This is a genomic window from Sutterella seckii (assembly GCF_009183815.1).
GTDB classification, from domain to species: domain Bacteria; phylum Pseudomonadota; class Gammaproteobacteria; order Burkholderiales; family Burkholderiaceae_F; genus Sutterella; species Sutterella seckii.
Genome location: NZ_WEHX01000018.1, coordinates 1 through 23,333 on the forward strand (window position 1 = coordinate 1; position 23,333 = coordinate 23,333).

Here is a 23,333-nt window from a genome sequence, read left to right on the forward strand (position 1 = left end):
CCGTTAAGCCTTGATACTAGGAACCGCCGTATACGGAACCGTACGTACGGTGGTGTGGGAGGACGGCATGGGAACTAATCCCATGCCTCCTACCCGATTTTGGCGTGCGAGCAAGCCTCTCCGCTCAAAGAACCTCAAAGGCCTCTGAGCGGAAGCAGATTACTTGCGCACGGGAAGAACCGGCTTCTCGCCGCAGGCGCCAACGAGGGCGGCTGCCGTGAGGAAGACCAGCTGAGGACCGAGCTGCGTGTCGACCTTCTCGAAATACTCCGTCACGGAGTGCGCATTCACGCCGCGGCCGCCCGAGCAGAGGCAGGTCGAGGGAATGCCGAGGCTCATCGGCGCATTCGCGTCGGTCGAGGAGCACATGTACTTGGTAAGTTCAATGCCGAGGACCTTCTGCGCGGAGCGCGCCGTCTGAAGGACCGGGCAGTCGTCCGGACGCATGCCGGCAGGACGGTTGCCGATCTGGGTCTTCGTGAGCTTGAGCTTCAGGCTCTCGTCCGTAATGCCCCAGAAGTCGTTTTCTTCCTGAACGGCTTCCTCAAAGGCCTTGAGCACGCGGGCTTCGAGCTTGAGGAGCTCCTCGTTGCTCACCGAGCGCATGTCAACCTCGACCTCGCAGTGCGCGGCGATGGTGTTGACCGTCGTGCCGCCCTTGATCGTGCCGATGGTGTAGGTGGTCTTCGGATCAGCCGGGACCTTGAAGCACCCGACCTTTGCGCCGGCGCGGCAGATTGCGTGAATCGCCGACGGGCAGCGTCCGAATTCCGCATAGGAGTGGCCGCCCTTGCCGTCGACGGAAAGACGCCAGCGATGCGAACCGGTAGCGCCGTTGAGAACGCGGCCCACATCGGTTGAGTCAATGGCGATGAAGCCGTCGATATGGCGCGTGCCGTCGAAAAGAGCCTTGGAGCCGCAGATGTCGCCGTTGCCTTCCTCACCCACCGTGCCGACGAAAAGAATGTCGCCTTCGGTTTCGATTTTCTGGTCGTTGAACATGCGCAGAATCTGCAGGAGCGCACGGAGGCCCGAGCAGTTGTCGCCGATGCCGGGAGCGCGGTAGATATTGCCCTCGCGGCGAACCTTGACGTCGGTGCCCGCCGGGAAGACCGTATCCATATGCGCGCCGAGGGCGAGCACGGGACCATTGCCCTTGCCGGGACGACGACCGACGACGTTGCCGATCGGATCGGTCACGACATCCGTGAGGCCGTAGGCGCGCATGAGTTCAGCCACGCGCCTGGCGCGGACTTCCTCATGGAACGTCGGCGCTTCGATCTCGCAAAGCTCAATCTGCTCCTCCATGGCGCGGTCGACCTCGCGGGCGGCCTGCTCCATGGCAGCCTTTACTTCCGGCTTCTCCGCAAGCTTCTTCACCTGAGCAAGCACTTCTTCCGAAAGGGGCGGAATGTTCTGAGTCATTGAAATCTCCTCCTTCAACTATTTAAGAAGAAAGCCTGACAATCAGGCTTCTTTCGGGCTATTGTTTACAGCGGCTTCAATGCGGATTCTCTTCCCGAGAGCCTCCACGCATTCGCCTCCGCGGAGCTTACGCCCGCGGCGGCTTTCCGGCTCGCCGTCGACGCGAACCTTGCCCTCCTGAACAAGCACCTTGGCTTCACCTCCGGTAGAGGCGATCTCGGCGGCCTTCAGAAGAGCATCGAGAGTGATGTATTCACCGCGCAGCGCAAACGGCGCTTCTTTTTCCTGTGTCATAAACCTTTCTTTTGCTGAAATAGTCGCATCCTCTTATCTCACGTCAAGGAAGCTACGACAGCAGTTTCTTGAAACCGTGACAGAATGCCATCTCTTAATTATCCAAGAATGCAGGACCCGAATTAACCTTAATGGGAAAAACCCTCGAAGAGCCCTGCGGGATTCATTTTCATGCTTTCCTCCATTGCGATCGTTCTCGGGTACCAGGTCGTCGGCGAACTGATCAGCCGCCTCACGGGTATCCCTGTTCCGGGGCCGGTTATCGGCATGGTGCTCATGCTGCTTTCCTTCCTTATCAAGGACAACCTGATCGGGATCGTACGCCCGACCGCAGGCGTGCTGCTCGCCAACCTTTCGCTTCTTTTCGTGCCGGCCGGCGTCGGCATCATGCGCCACGGCCAGCGCTTCCTCGATGAGGGCGTCGGCATTATGGTGACGCTCGTTCTTTCGACCGTCATCGCCATGCTCGTAACGGCCTACGTCATCATCACCGTCGAAAAGTGGATGAAGATCAAGGATGAGGATTAACTGACATGGACGATCTCTTCCTCAACGCCTTCGCCCACCTGGAAAAGAACCCGGCGTTCTGGCTCTGCCTCACGCTTGCGCTCTACGTTTTCGGCCAGCTCGTTTTCCGTGCGGCGAAATTCAACCCCTTCGCGAGCCCGATCATTATTTCGGTCGCGATCCTCATCACGCTGCTTGTCGTCACGGGCATCCCGTACGACACCTACTTCGCCGGCGCGGGCTTCATTCACTTTCTGCTCGGACCGGCAACGGTTGTGCTTGCGGTGCCTATTTATGAACAGCGCTCCAAGCTCGCGCGCCTCTGGCTCCCGCTCTCGCTCGGTCTTCTTGCCGGCTGCACGGCCGCCATCGTTTCCGTGATTCTCATCGGCAGCGCCCTCGGCGTCTCGTCGGCAACGCTGATGTCTCTCGTGCCGAAGTCGGTCACGACCCCGATCGCCATGGGCATTTCGGAGAGCATCGGCGGCCTGCCCGACCTCACCGCAGCACTCGTCGTGCTTACCGGCATGACGGGCTCGATCATCGGCCGTCCGCTCTTCAAGCTCCTCAGAATCCGCTCCGAACCGGTCTGCGGCTGCGCGCTCGGCCTCTCCGCTCACGGCATGGGCACGGGCGCCGCATTCCTGATCGGTCAGAAGGCGGGCGCCTTTGCCGGCCTTGCGATGGGCGTCTCAGGCATCATTTCCGCCTTCCTCGCGCCGCTTCTCGCGTTCCCGATCATGCATCTGCTCGGTCGGTAACAGGCGGGACGACTCGCCTTTCTAGAAAAGCCGCTGCATTCGACTCCGAACTGCAGCGGCTTTTCTTTTCTGCTTAAAAGTATTTTGAGAGCGCTTCCACTGCCTCCCGGGCAGTGCGCCAGCTGCTTCTTCCTGCAGACTGTCCGAGATAGACCGCCTCGAGCTCCTCGCGGCCCTGCCTGCGGGCGGCTTCCGTTAAAGGTCCCATCAATGCTTCGGGCGCGGGCCATGCCGGAAGCCTCGGCTCATAATCCTGAAGCGCATCAAGAAGCGGCGACCGGAGCGCCCGCACCAGCCGCCCGGTATAGAGCCTTGTCAGCGTAAGATGTGCCGCCGTCGTCCAGATGAGCACATTCCTGACGTAGGGACTTGCAAGCGACTCGCGGGTCGAAAGAAAAGCCGTGCCCGCCATTACGCCGCTCGCTCCCGCGAGAAGCGCCCCGCAGGCCTGCGTTCCCTCAGAGATGCCGCCGGCAGCGATTACAGGGAGCCGCGTCGCACGCGCCGCAGCCGGCACAAGGCTCATAAGACCCGTAAGCACCTCGTCGGAATCCTCAAAATTGGATCTCGGTCCGGCCGCTTCCGCACCCTGACAGATAATCGCATCTGCTTTAGCGGCGCGCAGCACCTTGGCTTCGCGAAGCGTGGTCGCCGTGCCGATATTCATGATCCGGGCGTCGAAAAGCGCCTCAGCCTCGGGCTCGCGAAAACCTCCTGAGGTTGAAATGACGGCTGCGGGCTTCGCGGCAAGAATCGCCTTAAAGCGCTCGTCGAAGGTTTCGTGCTCGCGCGTCGACGCGAAATCGTAGAACGCTTCACCTTCGGGCGAGAGCGGATCGGGAAGCCGGAGGCCCTTCAGGACTTCCGCAAGGCCTTCTGCGAGCTCGTGGAGATCCTGAGGCCGATGCGCGGCTTTCGGGGGGATGCGGATCTGGATGGCGAAGGGCTTATCCGTCAGGCTGCGGATTTTTTCTGCCGCCTTTTCGATCTCAGAGGCCGTCATGCCGCCCGTCGGAAGCACGCCAAGTCCCCCGGCAGCGCTCACGGCAGCAACCAGTTCCGGCCCGGCCGTACCCGTCATCGGTGCCGAAAGCACTGCGCGCTCAATGCCGAGGCGCTCCGCAAGCGACTTTGCCCGCTGCTGCGCCTCTTCAAGAATGCCGATCGATTCCGACGTACTCGTCATTTGTCCCTCGTTAAAATCAGCGCCGGTTGAAACTTTTTTTGCCGGCACCCGAATTCTATGGTGCTCTCTCTTTTCAATGTCTAAAGAAAAAGTCGTCGTCGGCCTCTCCGGAGGCGTGGATTCCTCCGTCAGCGCCTGGCTCCTCAAGGAACAAGGCTACGAAGTCATCGGTCTCTTCATGAAAAACTGGGAGGATGATGACGACAGCGAATACTGCTCCTCGCGTCAGGACTTCATTGATGCTACGGCTGTGGCCGACGTGATCGGCATCGACATCGAGGCCGTCAATTTCGCGCGCGAATATAAGGAACGCGTTTTCTCCGACTTCCTTCGCGAATATTCTGCCGGCCGCACCCCGAATCCTGACATTCTCTGCAATTCCGAGATCAAGTTCCGGGCGTTTCTCGACCACGCCATGCGCATGGGCGCAGACTGGATCGCCACGGGCCACTATGCGCGCGTCAGGCGTGAGAACGGCATGACGGAGCTTCTCCGGGGCGTCGATCCGGGAAAGGACCAGAGCTACTTCCTCCACCGTCTCTCCCAGGAGCAGATCCGCCGCGTGCTCTTTCCCGTGGGCGGCATGCTGAAGACGGAAGTGCGCCGGATCGCAGACGAGATCGGGCTCCCCAATGCAAAGAAGAAGGACTCAACCGGAATCTGCTTCATCGGCGAACGTCCCTTCCGAGAGTTTCTCAACCGCTATCTCCCGACCAAGCCCGGTCCCATCAAGACGCCCGACGGAAAGATCGTGGGCGAACACATCGGCCTCTCCTTCTATACGCTCGGCCAGAGAAAAGGCATCGGCGTGGGCGGCCAGCAGGATTCCACGGGCGAACCGTGGTTCGTCGCCGCGAAGGACCTCAAGACCAATACGCTCTGGATCTGCCAGGGGCACGATCATCCCTGGCTGCTTTCCCACGAACTCACTGCCGTACACCCGAGCTGGATTTCAGGCGTCGCTCCGGATCCGTCGCTTCCCGTGACGGTGAAGACCCGCTATCGCCAGAAGGACGGCCCCTGCCGGCTGGGCTCCGTCACGCCGGACGCGTTCGAACTTCTATTTGACGAACCCCAGTGGGCGGCTACGCCCGGTCAGAGCGCTGTGCTCTACCAAGGCGACGTCTGTCTCGGCGGCGGCTTCATCGACATTGTTGAGCGCTGAGCCGGAAGAAAAATCGAAAATCCATCAAGAAAAACGGCGGGAGCCCCTTCAGAGTTCCCGCCGCTTCTTTATTGGCTTTTTTAATTATTCGCTCTTGGCTTCACCGGCATTTTCCGCCTTGGGCGAAACCTTGCGCAGTTCAAGCTGAGCCTCATGTTCCGCGCGCTTCTTTCGCGCGATCAGGTGGCCGATGATGATGACCACCGCTGCACCGCCGATGCAGAAGGGATAGTGCGCCATGAAGCTGAATTCAGGCCAGTGCGTCGCCACATAACCGTCCGAAACGATCATGCCGCCCGCGATCCAGCCGAGCAGGCCGCCGCCGAAGTAAATGATGATCGGGAAGCGGTCGAGGAGCTTGAGCACGACCTGGCTGCCGAAAACAATGAAGGGCACCGAAACGATGAGGCCGAAGATGACGAGGAGCGTCTGATGCGCTTCATGCGCCTGCTGGGCAGCGCCCGCAATGGCGATCACGTTGTCGAACGACATGACGAAGTCGGCAACAATGATGGTTTTGATGGCCCCGAGAAGCTTGGAGCTCCCTTCAATTTTTTCGTGCGAATCGTATTCCGGGATCAGGAGCTTGACGCCGATCCAGAGCAGAAGGAGCGCGCCCACGACCTTGAGGAAGGGCAGGTCGAGAAGCATCACCGCGAAGGTAATGAGCACCACGCGCAGACCGATCGCGCCGGCAGTACCCCAGAAAATGCCCTTTGCGCGCTGCTCATGCGGCAGGTTGCGGCAAGCCATGGCGATGACGACTGCGTTGTCGCCGCCAAGGAGGATGTCGATCATGATGATCTGTCCGACTGCCCCCCAATGCAGATTTACCAACAGATCCCATAAATATTCCACGGTGTCCCCCCTTAAGTTGGATTTTTTTGGACTTGAGATTTTAAACGTACAGGTTTACACCTGCTCTAAATTCTTACGCCCGTTACATATGATTTTCCGGCAGCTCCACCTCGCCGCGAAGAACCTTCTGAATCGCAGACATGCTGAATCCCCGGGTTGCCAGGTATCGAACCATCTTTTCGCGTTCCTTCCAGTCCTTCGGAGGCTCGCTCCAGCGGCGGCTCCATATCCGCAGCGCCCGCACTTCTTCGGGCTCCTCGAGCGCCGACATGGCTTCTTCAATGGCTTCGTCGGAAACGCCGCTCATGCGGAGTTCCCGCTTGAGGCGAATGTCGCCCATGCGTCCGGCGCACGACCGGATCTTCGCTTCCGCATAGCGTTCATCTGAAAGAAGCCCCATGCCCTCGAGCTTGTCGAGCGCCGCAGTAATTTCCTCGCGGGTTTCTCCTTCAAGAAGCCCCTGAAGAAGCTTTCGGCCGAGCTCGCGCCGCGAATATTCGCGCCTCGAGAGTGCATCCACCGCGCGCGTGAGAATGTTCCTGACAGGTTTGGGCTTCCTCCCGACGCTTCGCCGCCTGCGCTCGGCTTCAAAAACCTCCGGATCCGTACAGGTGTCCCGATCCACTTCTACGACGGTGCCGTCATCGCGCATCACGTCGAAAGCGGCGATGTCTTCAGGAGACGTAATGATGCGGGGGCCGGCAGGACTTCCTTCTTTTTCTTTCTGAGCATCCCTCGCGCGCCCGACCGCTTTCCCTGAGGCTTTCTTCCGCCGGGGAGGCTTTTCCGCTTTCTGCGCTCCTTCTTCGCTGAAGGGATCAGATTCAAACGCCGGCATGCTTTGCGGAAGTTCAGGAGGCGCCGCCGCCGAGGTTTTTATCCAGTCAGGAAGCTTTGCGGGCGGCGCGCCGAAAGGCCCGGGCGCCGGAGCAAACACGGGTTCGAGCCCGAGCGCATCCTCCAGATCGCCGAAAAGCGACTCCTCGCGCGGCTCGGCGGCCTTTACTGCGGTTTTCGGCGCATTAAGAGGAGATGAGCAGGGCTTCGCGGGCTTCTCCGGCTTCGACTGCGCCGCTTCAGGCACGGGTTCCAGATCTTCGTCCGTAAAAATAACTTCCATCGGCATGAAGAGGCCTCCGCTTTACTTAGGCGGAGGCCTCCGGAATGTGTGTCTGAGAAATTAAATCACAGGTCGTCGTCCACTTCGCGGGCGGGCGGAACGTCGTCAGCTTCTGCTTCCTCCGTCGGCATGTCGAGCGCCTGCATGTCCTCATCGTCCACGGAGGTGATGCTCGAAACATGCGCGCCCTTAAGTTCGCGGATCTTCTTCTCGATCTCCTGCTGCAGCTCGACGTTATCCTTCAGCAGATCGCGCACCTTTTCCTTGCCCTGACCGAGACGGTTCCCGTTGTAGGAGTACCAGGCGCCCGACTTCTCGAGCACATTGAGTTCCGTACCGATGTCGATAATTTCGCCGAGACGCGAAATGCCCTGGCCGTACAGAATATCGAACTTCACCTGCTTGAAGGGAGGCGCAACCTTATTCTTGACGACCTTCACCTTCGTTTCGTTGCCGATCACTTCATCGCCCTTCTTGATCGCGCCGACGCGGCGGATGTCAAGACGAACGGAGCTGTAGAACTTCAGCGCATTGCCGCCGGCAGTGGTCTCCGGATTGCCGTAGCCGCCGATCTTCATGCGGATCTGGTTGATGAAGATGACGATGCACTTCGTGCGGGAAATGCTGGTCGTAAGCTTGCGAAGCGCCTGCGACATCAGACGCGCCTGAAGGCCGGGCAGCGAATCGCCCATCACGCCTTCAATTTCGTTTTTGGGCGTAAGGGCGGCCACCGAGTCGACGACGACCAGATCGACGGAACCCGAACGCACCAGCGCATCAACGATTTCGAGAGCCTGTTCGCCCGTATCCGGCTGCGAAAGCAGCAGGTCGGGGACCTGAACGCCGAGACGCGAGGCGTACTGGATGTCGAGCGCGTGCTCGGCATCGATGAAGGCGCAGGTGCCGCCCGTCTTCTGCATTTCTGCAATTACCTGGAGCGAGAGCGTCGTCTTGCCCGAGGATTCCGGCCCGAAGATCTCAATAATGCGGCCCTTCGGAAGTCCGCCCACGCCGAGCGCGAGGTCGAGCGACAGCGACCCGGTCGGGCAGACTTCAATGTTCTGCGGTTCGAGATTGTCGGACATGCGCATGATGGCGCCCTTGCCGAACTGCTTCTCGATGCTGGCAAGCGCTATGGACAACGCCTTTTTGCGCTCATCGCCTTCCTTACGTTCCACGGGCTGGGAGCGTGCGCCGTTCTTTGTAGCCATGATGTTTGTCCTTACAGAGAGTGTTCGTTTCACCCGTTCAAGTGAAAAATTCTCAATAATTTTTCGAACGAGGATCAAAAGATCATTTTTTGGAGATTATGCACAAAAATGATCTTCTACTTTGTTGATAGTTAGGTAAAATTAATTCGCAGTCTTCCTGCGACAAACGAACAATAGCATTACTTCAGTCGAATGCGCAATGGTCTCTTTTGTTAGTGGTTACCCTAACATTCGACACAAATAGACGCTTCAGGATTTTCTGTCGTTCTGGTTTTCTTTTTTGACGCTCTTGACAAGCGGAAATGATTGGGGCAAAATTCGCTTCCTCAAACGAATGCTCCTGTGCGGCTGATGACCGTCACTTGGGTCGTTAGCTCAGCTGGTAGAGCAGCGGACTTTTAATCCGTTGGTCGTGGGTTCGAATCCCGCACGACCCACCAAACACAGTCAGCAGTCGTTAAGTTGGGAACGTAGCTCAGTTGGTAGAGCAGCGGACTCTTAATCCGTCGGTCCAGGGTTCGAATCCCTGCGTTCCCACCAGGTTTCAATGAAGCTGGTGCGGAAATTTAAAATCTGCGTCATCTTCGGGAACGTAGCTCAGTTGGTAGAGCAGCGGACTCTTAATCCGTCGGTCCAGGGTTCGAATCCCTGCGTTCCCACCAATTTCAAAAAGCCCGCCGAAATGGCGGGCTTTTTGTTTTTCTGCCTCCGGCGTCGTCAGGTAATACCTCAGCATTGCGCGGAATTCTGTCGGGCAGAGGCATCAGCACCGCTGCTGCAGTCTGTAGACTGCATCAAATCCGCTTTTCCCGGAAGCACTTCACTCAAAAACGAGCGCGCTTCCGCCGCAATCCTCTTTTGACCTCATCCCATGATCAAGCTCGAACACATTACGCAGACTTACGTCAGTCCTGACGGAACGGCGTTTGATGCGCTCAAGGATGTCTCCATACACATCCGCTCCGAAGAAATCTTCGGCATCATCGGTCGCTCGGGCGCAGGCAAGAGCACGCTCGTACGCTGCATCAACCTGCTCAACCGCCCTACGAGCGGCAGCGTCATCGTTGACGGCCAGGATCTCACGAAGCTTCCCGACGACGATCTGCGCAAGGTCCGCCGCTCCATCGGCATGATCTTCCAGCACTTCAACCTGCTTTCCTCGCGCACGGTCTACGACAACATCGCGCTTCCGCTCGAACTCACGGGAACGCCGAAGGACCAGATCCGCGAGAAGATCACGCCGCTCATCCACCTCGTGGGTCTTGACGAGCATGCGAACAAGTATCCGTCCCAGCTCTCGGGCGGCCAGAAGCAGCGCGTCGGCATCGCCCGCGCGCTCGCGAACGACCCGAAAGTGCTGCTTTCGGACGAAGCCACCTCCGCGCTTGACCCCGAAACCACCGTCGCCACCCTGGAGCTCCTCAAGCGCATCAACCAGGAACTCGGCGTCACGATCGTCATGATCACGCATGAAATGAACGTCGTGAAGCAGATCTGCGGCCGCGTCGTCGTCATGAATAAGGGCCAGATCGTTGAGGAAGGCGACGTGATCGACATCTTTGCGCGTCCGCAGTCCGAAACCACGCGCGCGCTCATCGGTCAGGTGATGGCCCGCGATCTGCCGCAGTCGATCGTCGATACGGTGAATGCCTCGCGCGCCCTCAATGGCCGCGACAACGTCCACCTGCTCCATCTTTCCTTCATCGGCGGCGAGGTTACGGAACCCGTCATTTCGCTCGCTTCGCGTGAATTTGGCATCAACTTCAACATCCTGAGGGGCACGGTCGACGACCTTCAGGGCCGCACGCTCGGCACGCTCACGCTTCTTGTCGTAGCCCCGGGCGAAACCTATCGAAAAGCCGTGGAATTCATCCGCGACCGCGGCGTTCTCGTCGAGGAGATCCAGAATGTCTAATACGCTCGTCAGCATGATCTCGTCCTCCTTCCTCGAGACCATCATCATGGTGCTCGTCTCGGGAGGCATTGGTTCTGCGCTCGGCATCCCGCTCGGCATTCTGCTCTTCGTCACCGACAAGAAGTCCTTCATGCCGATGCCGAAGTTCCACTTCTGCCTCGCCGTCGTCATCAATGCGCTGCGCTCGATTCCGTTCATCATCCTCCTCGTCGCGATCATTCCGTTCACGCGTCTCGTGGTGGGTTCCTCCATCGGTACGGCGGCGGCCATTGTTCCGCTCACCATCGCGGTGGCGCCTTTCATTGCGCGCATTGTGGAAACGAGCCTTCGCGAAGTCGACAAGGGTCTCGTGGAAGCTGCCCAGGCCATGGGCGCCTCGAATGCGCAGATCGTCTGCAAGGTGCTCCTTCCTGAAGCGCTTCCCGGCATTCTCGCCGGCCTCACCATTGCCACGGTGAGCCTGATCGGCTTCTCCGCCATGGCGGGCGTTGTGGGCGGCGGCGGCCTCGGCGACCTCGGCATCCGCTACGGCTACCAGCGCTTCATGCCTGAAGTGATGTGGCCTGTCGTCTTCGTCCTCATCGTGCTAGTTCAGGGCCTCCAGTCGCTCGGCGACTACCTCGTGCGCAGGCTCTCCCACAAGTAAGCTCGGAAGATCACGCAGCTTCACTGAAGCCGCCACTGGATCCCGGCATCAACTGCCGGAACCATTGGCGGCTTTCTTTTTTGCCGCGCAATTTCATCTTCGATGCATTCTGTCTTCTATACACTTTCCTGCAGTTTTCAAACAATGCTTCCGAGATGATGGAATTCCTCACTTCTCTCGCCGGGCAAATGTACGGATAACGCCCATCCCTCGAGAACTCCGCCCCGGGCGTTGACGTTTTCGCCTCAGGCGCGGGATAATCGCGAGCTCAATTTTTGCCCAACCGTCCTCAGAAAGACCATGGAAAAGAAGGAACTTACGCCCGAAGAACTCGAGGAACTCAAGCAGCGCCACATCCGCAGCTTCGTCATGCGCAGAGGGCACATCTCGAACGCGCAGAAGCGAGCTCTCGAGGAAGCGCTTCCGCGCTACGCCGTCGAGTATGAGCCGAAGCTCCTCGACTTCAATGCCGCATTCGGCCGTGAAGCCCCTGTTGTGCTTGAGATCGGCTGCGGCATGGGCGAAACAACCTGTGCGATCGCTGCCGCGCACCCGGAAATCAACTTCCTCGGATGCGAAGTCTTCGCCGCCGGCGTGGGCGCGCTTGCGAAGCGTCTCGATGAAATGGCGCTCACCAATGTGCGCATCGTGCGTCACGATGCCGTTGAGGTCGTGCGCGACATGATCCCGGAAAACTTCCTCGCGGGCGTGCACATCTACTTCCCCGATCCGTGGCGCAAGGCGCGCCACCACAAGCGCCGCCTCGTGGCCCAGCCCTTCATCGGCATGCTCGTTTCCCGCATTGCTCCGGGCGGCTACATCCACTGCGCCACCGACTGGGAAAACTATTCCGAGCAGATGATGGAAGTCCTCTCAGCGGAACCGAAGCTCAGAAATCTCTATGACGGCTTCAGCCCCGTCATGGCGAATCCCCTCTGCGAACGTCCGCAGACGAAGTTCCAGGCCCGCGGCGAAAGGCTCGGTCACGGCATTTGGGATCTCGTCTTCATTCGCCGATAATCCCTGACCTTCCTCTGAAAAAGGCGCCTGCAAGAGGCGCCTTTTTTATTGCGGGCTCAGACCGCCCGCCATTCAACCCAACCCATCGTGGTTGCGGCCAGAATCACGATGCCGAAAATGATGCGGTACCAGCCGAATCCCCGGAAATCGTGTCCCGCAACAAACCGCAGGAGCCAGTGGACCACCAGCAGGGCGCTCACGAATGAAACGGCGGTGCCGATGGCGAGTCCGGGAAGGTTGTCGAGCACCAGGTCGTTCCTCGCCTTCCAGAGGTCGTAGACCGTTGCGCCGAAAATCGTCGGAATGGCGAGGAAGAAGGAAAATTCCGTTGCCGCGCGGCGGGAAAGCCCCAGCACCATGCCGCCGATAATGGTGGCGCCGGAGCGGCTGGTCCCCGGAATCATGGCAAGACACTGCATGAATCCGACGAGAAGCGCATCCTTCCAGGTCATGTCGTCCATCGTGGCGACTCGCGGCGGGGTGCCGAGCCGGGCCTGCCGGCCCTCAATCCAGAGAATGATGAAGCCGCCCAGGATAAGCGCAACGGCAACCGTCAGAGGATTAAAGAGATAAGCCTTGATGACGCCTGCCACAAGCACGCCGACCACCGCGGCCGGAAGGAATGCCACGATCGTATTGACCGCAAGCCTCTGCTCCTTTCGATTCGAGAAAAGCCCTCTGAGAATCGAAAGAATCCTGGCGCGGTAGTACCAGCAAACGGCGAGAATGGCGCCCGACTGAATGGCGACAACGAATTCGTCGGCACCCGAAGTCTCAGCAAAGCCGACAATGTCGCTCGCAATGATGAGGTGACCCGTTGAGCTGATCGGCAGGAATTCCGTAAGTCCCTCGACGATGCCGAGCACGGCTGCCTGAAGTGAATAAAGCCAGTCCACTTGATGAAACTCTGAAGCTGAAGCTGAGGTTGAAGAGAGTCCGACATTATCCGCGAGAGCAGCCGCCCTGCGCGGCGCGCAGAGCCGCTCCGAAACAGCCGGAAACCAAAGAGCCGGGAAGAAGCTCTGCGCTATGATCTCCAACCAGCCGGAAGCGCAATCGTCCCTGCGTTCCCCGGCATCCACCCATATTCCCCGAAGGAGACATTCATGGCTGAAGACACCAAGCTCATTGACAGCGCTGAAATTGAAGAAATGCAGAACCGCATCGAAGCGCTCAAGAGTGAGGAGGCGATGGACGCGGGCGTGCTCGACGGCTACCTTACCGCCACGGCGCTCAATCCCTTAAAACCCTCCGACGAAGATGTGCTCCCCTTCATCTTCAGCGCATCGGGGGATCCGGAAGCGCTCCCCGACGACGAGCGCCTCCTCGAACTCATCCGCCTGCGCATGCGCGAAATCAAAGCCGCCCTCAATGCCGGCGGCGGTCTTGATCCGGTGATCTTCCCGCTCGTCGACGACGAAGGCAAGGAGATCACGAATGAAGAAGGCATCGAAGCGGTTGTCCCCTGGGCTGCGGGCTTCATGATGGGCGCAACGCAGTGGCCCGACGAGACAACGGACGCTGCGGCGACGCAGGAGGCCCTGATCCCGATCGCCGCCCGCATGGCGACGGAAGACGACGAACTCGAGGCTGACGCGAAAGCAGTCTGGCAGGCCGCTAGAAACCAATGCCCGCCGGCAAAGGATTTGGGTGAAGCGCTCTACCAGATGGTCGAAAGCGTCTTCCGCCTCAAGGATCTCAATGTTCCCAATGAGCCCGTCCGCCGCGAGGCGCCCCGCGTCGGCAGAAACGACCCCTGCCCCTGCGGAAGCGGCAAGAAGTTCAAGCAGTGCTGCGGCAAAAAGGCCTGAAGCGCGCGCTGATTAGAGGTCCGAAAAAAAGCCTGTTTCCTCAGAAAGTTCGGGAAACAGGCTTTTTGTTTGGCATCAGCTCGGAAGCATCAATGCTTCAGGGGCTTGAAGCGCAGGCGCTTCGGCTTTGCGCCTTCTTCGCCCAAGCGGCGGCGCTTGTCGGCTTCGTACTCGTTGTAGTTGCCGTTGAAGAAGACCACCTTGGAGTCACCTTCGAAAGCAAGGATGTGCGTCGCGATGCGGTCGAGGAACCAGCGGTCGTGCGACGTCACGAGCGCGCAGCCGGCGAACTCGAGAAGCGCCTCTTCGAGTGCGCGCAGGGTTTCAACGTCAAGGTCGTTTGACGGTTCGTCAAGAAGCAGGACGTTGCCGCCCGCGAGGAGGGTCTTGGCGAGGTGAAGACGGCCGCGCTCGCCGCCCGAGAGATTCCCGACGAGCTTCTGCTGATCGGCGCCCTTGAAGTTGAAGCGGCCGAGATAGGCGCGGCTCTGCATCGAGAACTTGCCGACCTGGAGAATGTCCTGGCCTCCCGAAACGGCTTCGAAGGCCGTCTTGTCGTTGGGGAGCGAATCGCGCATCTGATCCACCGCCGCGAGCTTCACCGTCGGCCCGATCTTGATTTCGCCCGAATCCGGCTTCTCGCGGCCTTCAATCATCTTGAAGAGCGTCGACTTGCCGGCGCCGTTCGGGCCGATGACGCCCACAATGGCGCCGGGCGGAATAACGAAGGAGAGATCGTCGATCAGAAGCCTGTCGCCGAATCCCTTCGAGACGTGGCTGAATTCGATCACGTTGTTGCCGAGGCGTTCTGCAACCGGGATGAAGATCTCGTTGGTTTCATTACGCTGCTGGTACTCAACCGAAGAGAGCTCCTCAAATCGGGAGAGTCGGGCCTTCGACTTCGCCTGACGGCCCTTCGGATTCTGGCGAACCCATTCAAGCTCGTGCTTGATCGCCTTCATGCGCGCGTCTTCCTGACGCTTTTCAATCTCAAGGCGGCGCTCCTTCTGGTCGAGCCAGGAGGAGTAGTTGCCCTTCCAGGGGATGCCTTCGCCGCGGTCAAGTTCGAGAATCCATTCCGCAGCATTGTCGAGGAAGTAGCGGTCATGCGTGACGGCAACGACCGTGCCGGGGAAGCGGTGCAGGAACTGCTCGAGCCATTCGACCGACTCCGCGTCAAGGTGGTTCGTCGGTTCGTCGAGGAGCAGCATGTCCGGACGGGAAAGGAGCAGACGGCAGAGCGCCACGCGACGCTTTTCGCCGCCCGAGAGCACGCCGATCTTGGCGTCCCAGGGCGGAAGGCGCAGCGCATCGGCGGCGATTTCCATCTGCGTCGAGGCGTCGGTGCCGGCCGCGGCAATAATCGCCTCAAGGCGCGCCTGTTCAGCGGCGAGCGCATCGAAATCCGCATCCGGCTCGGCATAGGCCGCATAGACGGCATCGAGCTTCGCCTGCGCCTGCATGACTTCGCCCATGCCTTCCTCCACCGCTTCACGAACGGTCTGTTCGGGATCGAGCTTAGGCTCCTGCGGAAGGTAGCCCATCTTGATCCCGGGCATCGGAATCGCTTCGCCTTCATGATCCTTATCCACGCCCGCCATGATCTTGAGGAGCGTGGACTTGCCCGCGCCGTTGAGGCCGAGCACGCCGATCTTGGCGCCGGGGAAGAAGGAAAGAGAAATGTCCTTGAGAATCTGACGCTTCGGGGGAACGATCTTCCCGACGCGGTTCATCGTGAAAACGTACTGTGCCATGTGTTCCTGCAAGAATTCGGCGAAAAAAGCTTCTCTTCGGCTCCCGGGCCCTGAAAGAAGGCATCGGAAAGCATTGAAGACGGCTACGGATAATACCGTATCCAAAATTTTATCGCTCTGATAATTTAGGGAATTTTCCATTATTTTCTGAACTTTCTGCGGCCGCAGTAGCCGTGAAGGATCCAGAAGCGGCGAAGCCGGTTCACCCGTGCGAGCTCCTCGCGACGGTATTCCCCCATGGCTTCGGGCTGATAGCGCAGCCACTTCTTGTAAGCGCCCGACATGTCCATGGCTTCGAGCTCCTTCACGATCGCGAGGGGAATATGCGTGGTCACAAGACCGGACTGAAAGTCAATGAGACCCGGCGTACCGTCGGGGCGCATGATGATGTTGCCGCCGCCCCGCAGATCGAGATGCACGACGCCGCGGTCATGCACCTTGCGGATAAGCGCCTCAAGCTTTTCAAGGAACTCGGGCGTAACGCTCGCGGGCGCCACCTTGTCAAGCGAGCGGCCTTCAATGTATTCAATGGCGAGCATGCTCGGGCCCACGCGGACGGCATGCTGCGCAATCCCGCTGATGCCCTTCAGCCTTCTGATGGAAACGATTTCGCGAGAAATCAGAACGGGGGCAATGAGCTTCCTCACGAACCAGGAGCGGCAGGAAAAATCCTTCACCACCCACTTGCGTCCGTCAACCGCGACTTCCGTCACCCGGGCATTCGCGCAGCGTCCCTCGCGCAGAAGGCGCGACGGGGCCTTTTCAATCTCGGCGATTGAAATGCTGACGTCGTCGATATTCGCCTGCGGCGCTCTGTCCCTGCACATCCCTGATGCGGCTTTCCCTGAAGGAAAGAGCGTCCCTGTATCAAGACAGGAACGCTCTGCTTCAAAGACAATCTAAAGATTGCCCTGGATTCCTGAGTGCTGATCCGCCGCTCAGGGCATCACCAGGCCGCTCGAGCCGGCAGCCGGAGGAGCCTGGAAGCCGGGCATGCCCGGGGTCACGATCTGATTGGCGGCTTCGCGGCGCATTTCGCGAAGGCGTTCAACCGTATCCTGAAGGCCCTTCTGCGCGGCGGCGCCGTAGCCCGCAACCGCTTCCGCAAGAGTCTTTGCCGGAATTTCAAAGTTGATGGGAATCGGCCCCACCTGGGTCATGATCTGAGCTTCGCCCAGGAAGACGATGTCGCGGCTCTCGTCGCGCGTGCCGTCAACGAGAATCGGCGTCAGCACGCGCAGCGATCCAACGCGGCGGTCAGAAATAATTTCCTCGCGCACAAGGCTCTTCGGATCCATCTGAGCGTCGAGTTCGTCCGTTCCGGCCTGAGTATCTTCAGCCATTGCAGCTCCCACAAAGTAGTCGAATCAAAAATTTCAGCAGGCCGCCCCGCAAGGGCGGCCGGAATTCTTAATCTTAGCGATAAACCATCACCGGGAAGCGGGAATGCGTGAGCACCTTCTGGGTTTCCGATCCCAAAAGCACGGCAGCAATGCCCTTGCGCCCGTGGCTCGCCATGAAGATGATGTCGCAGCCGTTCTTTTCAGCCTGTTCGATGATCGCTTCCGAAGGCGAGAAGCTCTTCACCATCACGGTTTTGTTTTCCACGCCCACTGCGTCCGCCACGCGCTTGGCCTCAGCGAGTCGCTCCTCTGCCTCAGCAGATACGCGCTCGTCATACTGCTCGATCGACTCAGGGCGGTATTCCGCAAGGTTCGTGTAGGAATAGGGCTCGATCACCGTCATGATGACGAGGGTTGCGCCAAGGGGCTTGGCAAAGCGGGCTGCGCCCTCAACCGCCTTCACAGAACGTTCCGATCCGTCCGTCGGCACAAGAATGCGCTTGTACATGCTGATTCTTCCTTTTTTAGTCAAAGCGTTCCAGGACGCATCTTTTGATCAATGCGCCATAACTTACATTTTAGGGCGCGGCCGGGATGTGCGTTCGGCTCAAACGGCGCGCGAAAGCAAATTTCGAACTTCCGGTTCCGGGCGACGCTTCCTTTCTTCTTTCCAGCCTAAGCATTTACGCCTATACGCCTCAGATCAAATAAATGGACATGAATTCAACGCAATGATCAATATGCCTTTTTATTTTTCATATGGGCACACCTTGAATTTGCATATCGTTGCCCTGAGACAAACTTTCGGCAGATTTTGAATAAATTTTGCTTCACTCCGACCGGCATTCCCTCCCCGCCGTGGTAACGTAGCTTCATCCAGATAAAGAGAGGGAGTCGCCCCGAAGAGAATCTTCCCCGGACCAGCGGAAAGTCTCTTTCATCGGGCGCATCTTCTCCCTCCGTCATAAGGAGACACTCCATGCGCATTCTCGTACCGGTTGACGGCAGCACCAACTCCCTCAACGCTGTCTCGTTCATCGCATCGCGCCAGACGCTTCTCGGAAGCAATCCCGATATTGAGCTTCTCAACATTCAGCTTCCGCTCCCGGCACGCGCCTGCCGCCTGGTCGGCCAGGACGCCATCCAGCGCTACTACGAGGATGAAGCGGAAAAGGTCTTTGAACCCGCCCGCAAGATCCTGCAGAAAGTAGGCTTCAAGGCCGTTGAATCCTTCGTCGTGGGCGAACCTAGCCCGTCGATTGCAAAGGCGGCGGAAAAAACGAGCGCCGACCTCATCGTCATGGGCTCGCGCGGTCAGAGCGCCATCAAGGGCCTCTTCTTCGGCTCAGTCTCGAACGGCGTCCTTGCTCAGACGAAGTGCCCGCTGCTCGTGATCCGCGGCAAGGCCACCACTGAAGACGATGCGCTTCGCGTCGGCATCGCGGTTGACGGCTCTAAGTACGGCCGCGCCGCCGTGCGCTACGCCCTCAAGCACATTTCGCTCTTCGGCACCGGCGCCACCTTCTACCTGATCAACGTTGTGAGCGACTACGCCGGCGCCGTCATGCCCGACATGGCCGGCATGGCGCTTCCGGCGCTTTCTGAAGAGGAAGTGCTCGATCTGCAGCGCGAGGAATTCAACGAAGCGGTTGAGCCGCTCCGTCCGCTCCTTGCCAAGGCCGCCATCAAGGCGAAGGAAGTCTGCCTCGTCGGCAACCCGGGCGACGAAATCTCGGCTTTTGCCCGCAAGCGCCGGCTCGACCTCATCGTTATGGGTTCTCACGGCTACGGCCGCTTCAAGAGCGCCATCATGGGCTCGACCGCCACGCGCATTGCGGCAACGAGCAACGTGCCGCTTCTCGTCATCCGCCAGCCCTGATGCGGCATCAGCCCGTCAGTGAGCGAAGTGCGGCGCTTTAGCCGCACCTATAAAAGCCCGTCGGCTCCATTCCGGATCGGCGGGCTTTTTCATGCCCCGGGAATGACGAAGCCATCACGCATATCCGGGATCCCGTGATAAGATCGCCCCCGCCTGACGCAGGGCGGCAGGCCCGGACGACCCGGCATTCACGCCGTCGTTCGGTCGTTCCAGAGTCTTTTTCCCACTTTTCCGATGACAGAATCACTCAGGAAGGGGTCCGCCGTCCGCGAACCTCTGCGCGTTTTCATTGCCGCCGAGAACCAGGCGGAGTGCGACCGCATCGCCCAGCGTCTCACCCGCGCGCTTGACATGAAAGTTGCCGGCAGCGCCACAAGCGCGGCAGAACTCGAAGCCGCCATGCGCTGCGACGCAAAGCTCGACGTGCTGATCACGGACGTCATGCTCGGATCCGACGACATGGCCCCGGTCCTTACGCGCATCAAGCACCTGCGCGACGATCTCGACATCCTCATCTACACCGCCTTCTCGCAGGATCCGTTCGTGATCCGCGCCATCCTTGCCGGCGCCACCGGCTACATCCTCAAGGGCGACCAGGAAGACCTCGTGACGAGCGTGAGGCTCCTGAAAGGGGGCGGCTCCCCGGTGTCCCCCACGGTGGCGAGAAGCGTGCTGCGCGCCATTCATTCGCGCACCTTTGCGCCTCAGCCTCCGCAGCCGCAGAAGCACGAGGCGCCCGAGAACCTTCTTCTCTCGCAGCGCGAAACCGAAATCCTCACGCTCCTCGCGAAGGGCATTTCGTTCTCGGAAATCGCCGACATCCTCTCGATTTCCCATCACACGGTGACGGCGCACATCAAGAAGATTTATCGGAAGCTCCAGGTGCATTCGAGAGGCGAAGCGGTCTATGAGGCCTCCTGCATGGGGCTTCTCTCAGACCGCATCGGGAGCTGACCTTTCTGACCATTCTCTCTCAGGCTTCACCCTCGCGAAGCCAGTGGCCGGACTTGCCGCCCGCTTTTTCCAGAAGGCAGATGTCCTTCATCACCATTCCGCGGTCTACGGCCTTCAACATGTCGTAGACCGTGAGAAGACCCGCCTGCACGGCCGTGAGCGCCTCCATTTCGACGCCGGTCTTGCCGCAGCACTCGCACTGCGCGAGGCAGATGACGCGCGAATGCTCGCGATCGAGCTCGAAATCAACCGCAACGCGCGTGAGCGCAATCGGATGACAGAGAGGAATAATTTCCGCAGTCTTCTTTGAGGCCATGATGGCCGCAATCCGCGCGACGCCGATGACGTCGCCTTTCTTGGCCGTTCCCGCCTCCACGAGCGCAAACGTTTCGGGCGCCATGCAGATTTCGCCGCGGGCGCGGGCAATGCGCTTCGTTTCCGCCTTGGCGCCGACATCAACCATGTGCGCGTCGCCCTTGGCGTCGAAGTGCGTGAGTCCGTTCATATCTTTCTCCTGATGAGAGCCTTGATGGGTTCAGGCAATTTTTCGACACTTCTCTAATGCTTTTCTCACTTAAGCACCGGCTCCCTCCGGGCCATAATGCTTGGAATCTGTGAAAGAAGCCCCGGCAGTCGGAAGTGCGCTGCCCGAGGCGAGATTAGCACCCAAACGCGCTCATTGAAGACCGGATCCCAATGTCCCGATTCCTGAAGTCCGTCATCGCCATTGCCTCGAGCCTCATTACGGCGGCAGTTCCCGTTTCTGCCTCTGCCGCGAGCGCGCTCGACCTGAATCTTCCGTCGCTCGGCTCCACCGCCGATGCGGGACTATCTCCTCAGGACGAATACCGCCTCGGCACGCAGCTCATGGCGCAGGTTCGGGCGGATCCGACCTACCTTGCCGACCCGGAGATCATGGACTATCTCGGGCGCCTCGGCTACCAGCTCGTGAGCCATGCGCGCTCGAGCACCTACAACTTCTTTTTCTTTCCCATCCGGGACGACACGCTCAACGCCTTCGCACTCCCCGGCGGCTACATTGCCGTCCATACCGGCACCATCATCGCCGCACAGAGCGAAAGCGAGCTCGCCGGCGTGATGGCGCACGAAGTGAGTCACGTCGCGCAGCGCCATATTGCCCGCATGATTGAAGGTCAGAGCGGGAACCTCGCGCTCACGCTCGGCTCCATTCTTCTCGCGATCCTCGCCGCACGCGCCGGCGGAAGCTCGGGCGGCCACGCCGCTGCGGCCATTGCCATGGGCTCTCAGGCAGCCATGATCCAGTCGCAGCTCAACTATTCGCAGAACGCCGAACGCGAAGCCGACCGCATGGGGATCGCCACGCTCTATGCTGCGGGCTTCGACCCGCACGGGATGGAGGACTTCTTCTCGCGCCTCCAGGCGAGCAACCGCTTCTACCGTTCTGCGGCTCCGGCCTACCTCTCGACCCACCCGCTTACGGCAGAGCGCATGGCGGACATGGAAAACCGCACGCGGCAGCTTCCCGTCCAGCGGCACCAGGACTCCCCCGACTTCGGCCTCATCCAGGTCCGCGCCAGAGTGCTCCAGGAGACGAGCTGGGACGGCTGGAACAAGGTGAAGAGAGAATTCACCCGGGATCTTGCCGCCGCTTCCGGCACCCGCGCCTGCACGCTCTCCTACGGCATTTCCGTGGCCGAAGGGATGCTGAAGAATACCGACGCCGCCTACCGCGCAGCCCAGGATTCCATGAAGTGCGGCATCCGCTCGGCCATTCTTGACCGGAACCTCACGCGCACGGCCTTTGACGCCGCAAAAACCCAGAAGGCGAAGCTCGACGCCCTGGCGGCCGCCAAGGCAGCGCTCTCGCGCTATCCGCTCTCCGCGATGATGGCGGAAAACTATGTCGACCTTCTTTATTCGCTCGGCCGCCACCAGGAGCTCATCAACTTTTTGAGAAACGGCACAGCGCTCTCCGACACCTCGAGCGACTATCACGCGCTGCTCGCGCGCTCCTATGAAGCCCTCGGGAAAAAGAGCCTCCAGTACATGCATACGGGCGAGATGTACGCGCAGCTCGGCGCTACGGAAGCCGCCGTTTATCAGTATTCGCTCGCGCAGAAGGCCAACGACGGCGACTTCTACACCATGAGCGAGATTGATGCGCGCCTCAGGGATCTGCGCCGGCAGTACGACGACGAAAAGAAGGCCGCCGAGCGCTGACGGCGCACCCGAAGCCGCTCAAAAGTCGTCTTTCCGGACGATTCTTTCGCCCGCGGCAGTGTGCGAAAATAGCCCAACTTTTTGCCCCCTTTTATTTTTGCGACGCGGCGCGCCTCTTTTCAGGCGCGCACCGCGCCATTTGTTATGGCTATTGAAGATTTTCTTACCGTTGCCGCCCCCGTCGATGAAATGATCGAAACCGATGCCGTCGTCGTCGGTGCGGGCCCCGTCGGCCTCTTTCAGGTTTTTGAGCTCGGCCTCCTTGAGATCAAGTGCCACGTGATTGATTCGCTTCGCACCGTAGGCGGCCAGTGCATGGAGCTCTACCCGACGAAGCCCATCTACGACATCCCGGCTGTTCCGGTCTGCTCCTCCTATGAGCTCACCGAAAACCTCCTCAAGCAGAACCATCACTTTGCGCCGGTCTTCCATCTCGGCGAAGAGGTGACGGATGTGAAGAAGCTCGAGGACGGCACCTTCCACGTGACCACGTCCGCGGGTTCGCGCTTCCACTCAAAGGTCGTAATCATCGCCGCGGGCGTCGGCTCCTTCCAGCCGCGTCCCCTTCGCGTGAAGGGGATCGAGAAGTTCGAAGGCACTCAGCTTCACTACAGCTGCAAGGATCCCTCGATCTTTGAAGGCAAGAATGTCGTCATTCTGGGCGGCGGCGACTCGGCGCTTGACTGGACCCTCAACCTGGTCGGCAAGGCCGAGAGCGTCGTGCTCGTTCACCGCCGCGACGGCTTCCGCGCGCAGGCGGCTTCCGTTGCCCGCATGAAGGAGCTCTGCGAAAACTGGGAAATGCAGTTTGAAGTGGGCCAGGTCACGGGCTTCACGGAAGAGGACGGCAAGCTCACCGAAGTTGCCGTTTCCGGCGCCGACGGCGTTACGCGCCGCATCCCGCTCGACCACCTCCTCGTCTTCTTCGGCCTTCAGCCCAAGCTCGGCCCCATCGAAAACTGGGGGCTCAACCTCGAGCGCAAGCAGATCGTCGTCGACACCGCCCGCTTCGAGTCGAGCATCCCCGGCATCTTCGCCGTGGGCGACATCAATACGTACCCCGGAAAGAAGAAGCTCATTCTCTCGGGCTTCCATGAATGCGCGCTCGCAGCCTTCGCGGCCTGCGACTACGTCTTCCCCGAAAAGCGCGTCTTCCTGCAGTACACGACGACGAGCCCGAAGCTTCACAAGGTGCTCGGCGTCGAAACGCCGACCTTTGACGACTAAGGTTTGAAAGGACGCGCCGCCCGCGCGCATCCAGAAAAAATCCCCGCCGGACCGA

General features: G+C 59.8%; 24 protein-coding genes and 3 tRNA genes. 15 read left to right on the plus strand and 12 right to left on the minus strand.

Annotated features, from left to right (window positions below; all coding sequences use genetic code 11):
- Positions 1 to 159 precede the first annotated feature (159 nt).
- Complete coding sequence (locus GBM95_RS04475) at positions 160 to 1,425, minus strand: M20/M25/M40 family metallo-hydrolase (RefSeq protein WP_152157988.1); 1,266 nt, start codon at positions 1,423 to 1,425, stop codon at positions 160 to 162.
- Between the two features lie 42 nt (positions 1,426 to 1,467).
- The gene (locus tag GBM95_RS04480; protein WP_152157989.1) at positions 1,468 to 1,719 is read right to left on the minus strand and encodes an RNA-binding S4 domain-containing protein; all 252 of its coding nucleotides are present in this window, start codon (positions 1,717 to 1,719) and stop codon (positions 1,468 to 1,470) included.
- Positions 1,720 to 1,890: 171 nt separating this feature from the next.
- Here GBM95_RS04480 and GBM95_RS04485 point away from each other — a divergent pair, with 171 nt between their 5' ends.
- Both GBM95_RS04485 and GBM95_RS04490 read left to right on the plus strand, forming a co-directional pair.
- Entirely contained in the window at positions 1,891 to 2,247 is a 357-nt protein-coding gene (locus GBM95_RS04485; protein WP_152157990.1) for a CidA/LrgA family protein, read from the plus strand.
- Positions 2,248 to 2,252: 5 nt separating this feature from the next.
- Entirely contained in the window at positions 2,253 to 2,987 is a 735-nt protein-coding gene (locus GBM95_RS04490; RefSeq protein ID WP_152157991.1) for an LrgB family protein, read from the plus strand.
- A 73-nt stretch (positions 2,988 to 3,060) separates the two neighbouring features.
- Here GBM95_RS04490 and GBM95_RS04495 read toward each other — a convergent pair whose 3' ends face one another.
- Complete coding sequence (locus GBM95_RS04495; protein ID WP_152157992.1) at positions 3,061 to 4,173, minus strand: NAD(P)H-dependent flavin oxidoreductase; 1,113 nt, start codon at positions 4,171 to 4,173, stop codon at positions 3,061 to 3,063.
- A 76-nt stretch (positions 4,174 to 4,249) separates the two neighbouring features.
- Between GBM95_RS04495 and mnmA the strand changes: the two genes are divergently transcribed.
- Positions 4,250 to 5,338 (plus strand): tRNA 2-thiouridine(34) synthase MnmA, encoded by a 1,089-nt coding sequence (gene mnmA / locus GBM95_RS04500; protein ID WP_152157993.1) that lies wholly within the window; start codon positions 4,250 to 4,252, stop codon positions 5,336 to 5,338.
- 84 nt (positions 5,339 to 5,422) lie between these two features.
- Here the strand turns inward: mnmA and GBM95_RS04505 are convergent, their stop codons facing one another.
- From GBM95_RS04505 to recA, 3 genes are all read right to left on the minus strand, one after another.
- Positions 5,423 to 6,196, minus strand: coding sequence for a TerC family protein (locus GBM95_RS04505; protein ID WP_152157994.1), 774 nt, complete (start codon positions 6,194 to 6,196; stop codon positions 5,423 to 5,425).
- A gap of 82 nt (positions 6,197 to 6,278) precedes the next feature.
- The gene (recX, locus tag GBM95_RS04510; RefSeq protein ID WP_152157995.1) at positions 6,279 to 7,322 is read right to left on the minus strand and encodes a recombination regulator RecX; all 1,044 of its coding nucleotides are present in this window, start codon (positions 7,320 to 7,322) and stop codon (positions 6,279 to 6,281) included.
- Positions 7,323 to 7,381: 59 nt separating this feature from the next.
- Positions 7,382 to 8,527, minus strand: a complete 1,146-nt coding sequence (recA, locus tag GBM95_RS04515; protein ID WP_152157996.1) for a recombinase RecA — start codon at positions 8,525 to 8,527, stop codon at positions 7,382 to 7,384.
- Positions 8,528 to 8,891: 364 nt separating this feature from the next.
- Here recA and GBM95_RS04520 point away from each other — a divergent pair.
- The 6 genes from GBM95_RS04520 to trmB all read left to right on the plus strand — a co-directional run bounded on the left by GBM95_RS04520 (position 8,892) and on the right by trmB (position 12,108).
- Positions 8,892 to 8,967 (plus strand) — tRNA-Lys (locus tag GBM95_RS04520).
- 24 nt (positions 8,968 to 8,991) lie between these two features.
- A tRNA-Lys gene (locus GBM95_RS04525) sits at positions 8,992 to 9,067 on the plus strand.
- A 46-nt stretch (positions 9,068 to 9,113) separates the two neighbouring features.
- Positions 9,114 to 9,189 (plus strand) — tRNA-Lys (locus tag GBM95_RS04530).
- 209 nt (positions 9,190 to 9,398) lie between these two features.
- On the plus strand, positions 9,399 to 10,442 hold the full coding sequence (locus tag GBM95_RS04535) for a methionine ABC transporter ATP-binding protein (protein ID WP_152157997.1): 1,044 nt from the start codon (positions 9,399 to 9,401) through the stop codon (positions 10,440 to 10,442).
- On the plus strand, positions 10,435 to 11,088 hold the full coding sequence (locus GBM95_RS04540) for a methionine ABC transporter permease (RefSeq protein WP_152157998.1): 654 nt from the start codon (positions 10,435 to 10,437) through the stop codon (positions 11,086 to 11,088). Before GBM95_RS04535 ends, GBM95_RS04540 begins: the two co-directional genes overlap by 8 nt.
- 300 nt (positions 11,089 to 11,388) lie before the next feature.
- The gene (trmB, locus tag GBM95_RS04545; protein ID WP_152157999.1) at positions 11,389 to 12,108 is read left to right on the plus strand and encodes a tRNA (guanosine(46)-N7)-methyltransferase TrmB; all 720 of its coding nucleotides are present in this window, start codon (positions 11,389 to 11,391) and stop codon (positions 12,106 to 12,108) included.
- Positions 12,109 to 12,164: 56 nt separating this feature from the next.
- Here the strand turns inward: trmB and GBM95_RS04550 are convergent, their stop codons facing one another.
- Positions 12,165 to 13,004, minus strand: a complete 840-nt coding sequence (locus GBM95_RS04550; RefSeq protein WP_152158000.1) for an undecaprenyl-diphosphate phosphatase — start codon at positions 13,002 to 13,004, stop codon at positions 12,165 to 12,167.
- A 210-nt stretch (positions 13,005 to 13,214) separates the two neighbouring features.
- Between GBM95_RS04550 and GBM95_RS04555 the strand changes: the two genes are divergently transcribed.
- Entirely contained in the window at positions 13,215 to 13,919 is a 705-nt protein-coding gene (locus tag GBM95_RS04555) for a UPF0149 family protein (protein WP_152158001.1), read from the plus strand.
- 89 nt (positions 13,920 to 14,008) lie between these two features.
- Here the strand turns inward: GBM95_RS04555 and ettA are convergent, their stop codons facing one another.
- The 4 genes from ettA to GBM95_RS04575 all read right to left on the minus strand — a co-directional run bounded on the left by ettA (position 14,009) and on the right by GBM95_RS04575 (position 17,524).
- A complete protein-coding gene (ettA, locus tag GBM95_RS04560; protein ID WP_139688131.1) occupies positions 14,009 to 15,673 on the minus strand; it encodes an energy-dependent translational throttle protein EttA in 1,665 nt (554 codons plus the stop codon).
- Between the two features lie 140 nt (positions 15,674 to 15,813).
- A complete protein-coding gene (locus GBM95_RS04565) occupies positions 15,814 to 16,500 on the minus strand; it encodes a protein kinase family protein (RefSeq protein WP_152158002.1) in 687 nt (228 codons plus the stop codon).
- Positions 16,501 to 16,611: 111 nt separating this feature from the next.
- Entirely contained in the window at positions 16,612 to 17,016 is a 405-nt protein-coding gene (locus GBM95_RS04570; protein WP_152158003.1) for a hypothetical protein, read from the minus strand.
- A 73-nt stretch (positions 17,017 to 17,089) separates the two neighbouring features.
- Positions 17,090 to 17,524, minus strand: a complete 435-nt coding sequence (locus tag GBM95_RS04575) for a universal stress protein (protein WP_139688134.1) — start codon at positions 17,522 to 17,524, stop codon at positions 17,090 to 17,092.
- On the opposite strand from GBM95_RS04575, the gene GBM95_RS04580 reads away from it, so the two are divergent.
- The 3 genes from GBM95_RS04580 to GBM95_RS04590 all read left to right on the plus strand — a co-directional run bounded on the left by GBM95_RS04580 (position 17,523) and on the right by GBM95_RS04590 (position 19,849).
- Complete coding sequence (locus tag GBM95_RS04580) at positions 17,523 to 17,834, plus strand: hypothetical protein (RefSeq protein WP_152158004.1); 312 nt, start codon at positions 17,523 to 17,525, stop codon at positions 17,832 to 17,834. The two genes, GBM95_RS04575 and GBM95_RS04580, sit on opposite strands and share 2 nt — an antisense overlap.
- Positions 17,835 to 17,995: 161 nt before the next feature.
- The gene (locus tag GBM95_RS04585; RefSeq protein ID WP_152158005.1) at positions 17,996 to 18,895 is read left to right on the plus strand and encodes a universal stress protein; all 900 of its coding nucleotides are present in this window, start codon (positions 17,996 to 17,998) and stop codon (positions 18,893 to 18,895) included.
- Between the two features lie 234 nt (positions 18,896 to 19,129).
- Positions 19,130 to 19,849, plus strand: coding sequence for a helix-turn-helix transcriptional regulator (locus tag GBM95_RS04590; RefSeq protein ID WP_152158006.1), 720 nt, complete (start codon positions 19,130 to 19,132; stop codon positions 19,847 to 19,849).
- A 19-nt stretch (positions 19,850 to 19,868) separates the two neighbouring features.
- On the opposite strand, the gene moaC is transcribed toward GBM95_RS04590, so the two are convergent.
- Complete coding sequence (moaC, locus tag GBM95_RS04595; protein WP_152158007.1) at positions 19,869 to 20,354, minus strand: cyclic pyranopterin monophosphate synthase MoaC; 486 nt, start codon at positions 20,352 to 20,354, stop codon at positions 19,869 to 19,871.
- A gap of 191 nt (positions 20,355 to 20,545) precedes the next feature.
- Here moaC and GBM95_RS04600 point away from each other — a divergent pair, with 191 nt between their 5' ends.
- Both GBM95_RS04600 and GBM95_RS04605 read left to right on the plus strand, forming a co-directional pair.
- Positions 20,546 to 22,051, plus strand: a complete 1,506-nt coding sequence (locus GBM95_RS04600) for a M48 family metallopeptidase (RefSeq protein ID WP_152158008.1) — start codon at positions 20,546 to 20,548, stop codon at positions 22,049 to 22,051.
- A 144-nt stretch (positions 22,052 to 22,195) separates the two neighbouring features.
- On the plus strand, positions 22,196 to 23,278 hold the full coding sequence (locus tag GBM95_RS04605) for an NAD(P)/FAD-dependent oxidoreductase (RefSeq protein ID WP_152158009.1): 1,083 nt from the start codon (positions 22,196 to 22,198) through the stop codon (positions 23,276 to 23,278).
- Positions 23,279 to 23,333: the final 55 nt, after the last annotated feature.

Excerpts from the sequence above, each read along its gene's own strand:
- GBM95_RS04475 (WP_152157988.1), bottom strand. The coding sequence starts at position 1,425 with ATGACTCAGAACATTCCGCCCCTTTCGGAAGAAGTGCTTGCTCAGGTG.
- GBM95_RS04480 (WP_152157989.1), bottom strand. The coding sequence starts at position 1,719 with ATGACACAGGAAAAAGAAGCGCCGTTTGCGCTGCGCGGTGAATACATC.
- GBM95_RS04485 (WP_152157990.1), top strand. The coding sequence starts at position 1,891 with ATGCTTTCCTCCATTGCGATCGTTCTCGGGTACCAGGTCGTCGGCGAA.
- GBM95_RS04490 (WP_152157991.1), top strand. The coding sequence starts at position 2,253 with ATGGACGATCTCTTCCTCAACGCCTTCGCCCACCTGGAAAAGAACCCG.
- GBM95_RS04495 (WP_152157992.1), bottom strand. The coding sequence starts at position 4,173 with ATGACGAGTACGTCGGAATCGATCGGCATTCTTGAAGAGGCGCAGCAG.
- mnmA (WP_152157993.1), top strand. The coding sequence starts at position 4,250 with ATGTCTAAAGAAAAAGTCGTCGTCGGCCTCTCCGGAGGCGTGGATTCC.
- recX (WP_152157995.1), bottom strand. The coding sequence starts at position 7,322 with ATGCCGATGGAAGTTATTTTTACGGACGAAGATCTGGAACCCGTGCCT.
- recA (WP_152157996.1), bottom strand. The coding sequence starts at position 8,527 with ATGGCTACAAAGAACGGCGCACGCTCCCAGCCCGTGGAACGTAAGGAA.
- GBM95_RS04535 (WP_152157997.1), top strand. The coding sequence starts at position 9,399 with ATGATCAAGCTCGAACACATTACGCAGACTTACGTCAGTCCTGACGGA.
- GBM95_RS04540 (WP_152157998.1), top strand. The coding sequence starts at position 10,435 with ATGTCTAATACGCTCGTCAGCATGATCTCGTCCTCCTTCCTCGAGACC.
- trmB (WP_152157999.1), top strand. The coding sequence starts at position 11,389 with ATGGAAAAGAAGGAACTTACGCCCGAAGAACTCGAGGAACTCAAGCAG.
- GBM95_RS04555 (WP_152158001.1), top strand. The coding sequence starts at position 13,215 with ATGGCTGAAGACACCAAGCTCATTGACAGCGCTGAAATTGAAGAAATG.
- ettA (WP_139688131.1), bottom strand. The coding sequence starts at position 15,673 with ATGGCACAGTACGTTTTCACGATGAACCGCGTCGGGAAGATCGTTCCC.
- GBM95_RS04565 (WP_152158002.1), bottom strand. The coding sequence starts at position 16,500 with ATGTGCAGGGACAGAGCGCCGCAGGCGAATATCGACGACGTCAGCATT.
- GBM95_RS04570 (WP_152158003.1), bottom strand. The coding sequence starts at position 17,016 with ATGGCTGAAGATACTCAGGCCGGAACGGACGAACTCGACGCTCAGATG.
- GBM95_RS04580 (WP_152158004.1), top strand. The coding sequence starts at position 17,523 with ATGCTGATTCTTCCTTTTTTAGTCAAAGCGTTCCAGGACGCATCTTTT.
- GBM95_RS04575 (WP_139688134.1), bottom strand. The coding sequence starts at position 17,524 with ATGTACAAGCGCATTCTTGTGCCGACGGACGGATCGGAACGTTCTGTG.
- GBM95_RS04585 (WP_152158005.1), top strand. The coding sequence starts at position 17,996 with ATGCGCATTCTCGTACCGGTTGACGGCAGCACCAACTCCCTCAACGCT.
- GBM95_RS04590 (WP_152158006.1), top strand. The coding sequence starts at position 19,130 with ATGACAGAATCACTCAGGAAGGGGTCCGCCGTCCGCGAACCTCTGCGC.
- moaC (WP_152158007.1), bottom strand. The coding sequence starts at position 20,354 with ATGAACGGACTCACGCACTTCGACGCCAAGGGCGACGCGCACATGGTT.
- GBM95_RS04600 (WP_152158008.1), top strand. The coding sequence starts at position 20,546 with ATGTCCCGATTCCTGAAGTCCGTCATCGCCATTGCCTCGAGCCTCATT.
- GBM95_RS04605 (WP_152158009.1), top strand. The coding sequence starts at position 22,196 with ATGGCTATTGAAGATTTTCTTACCGTTGCCGCCCCCGTCGATGAAATG.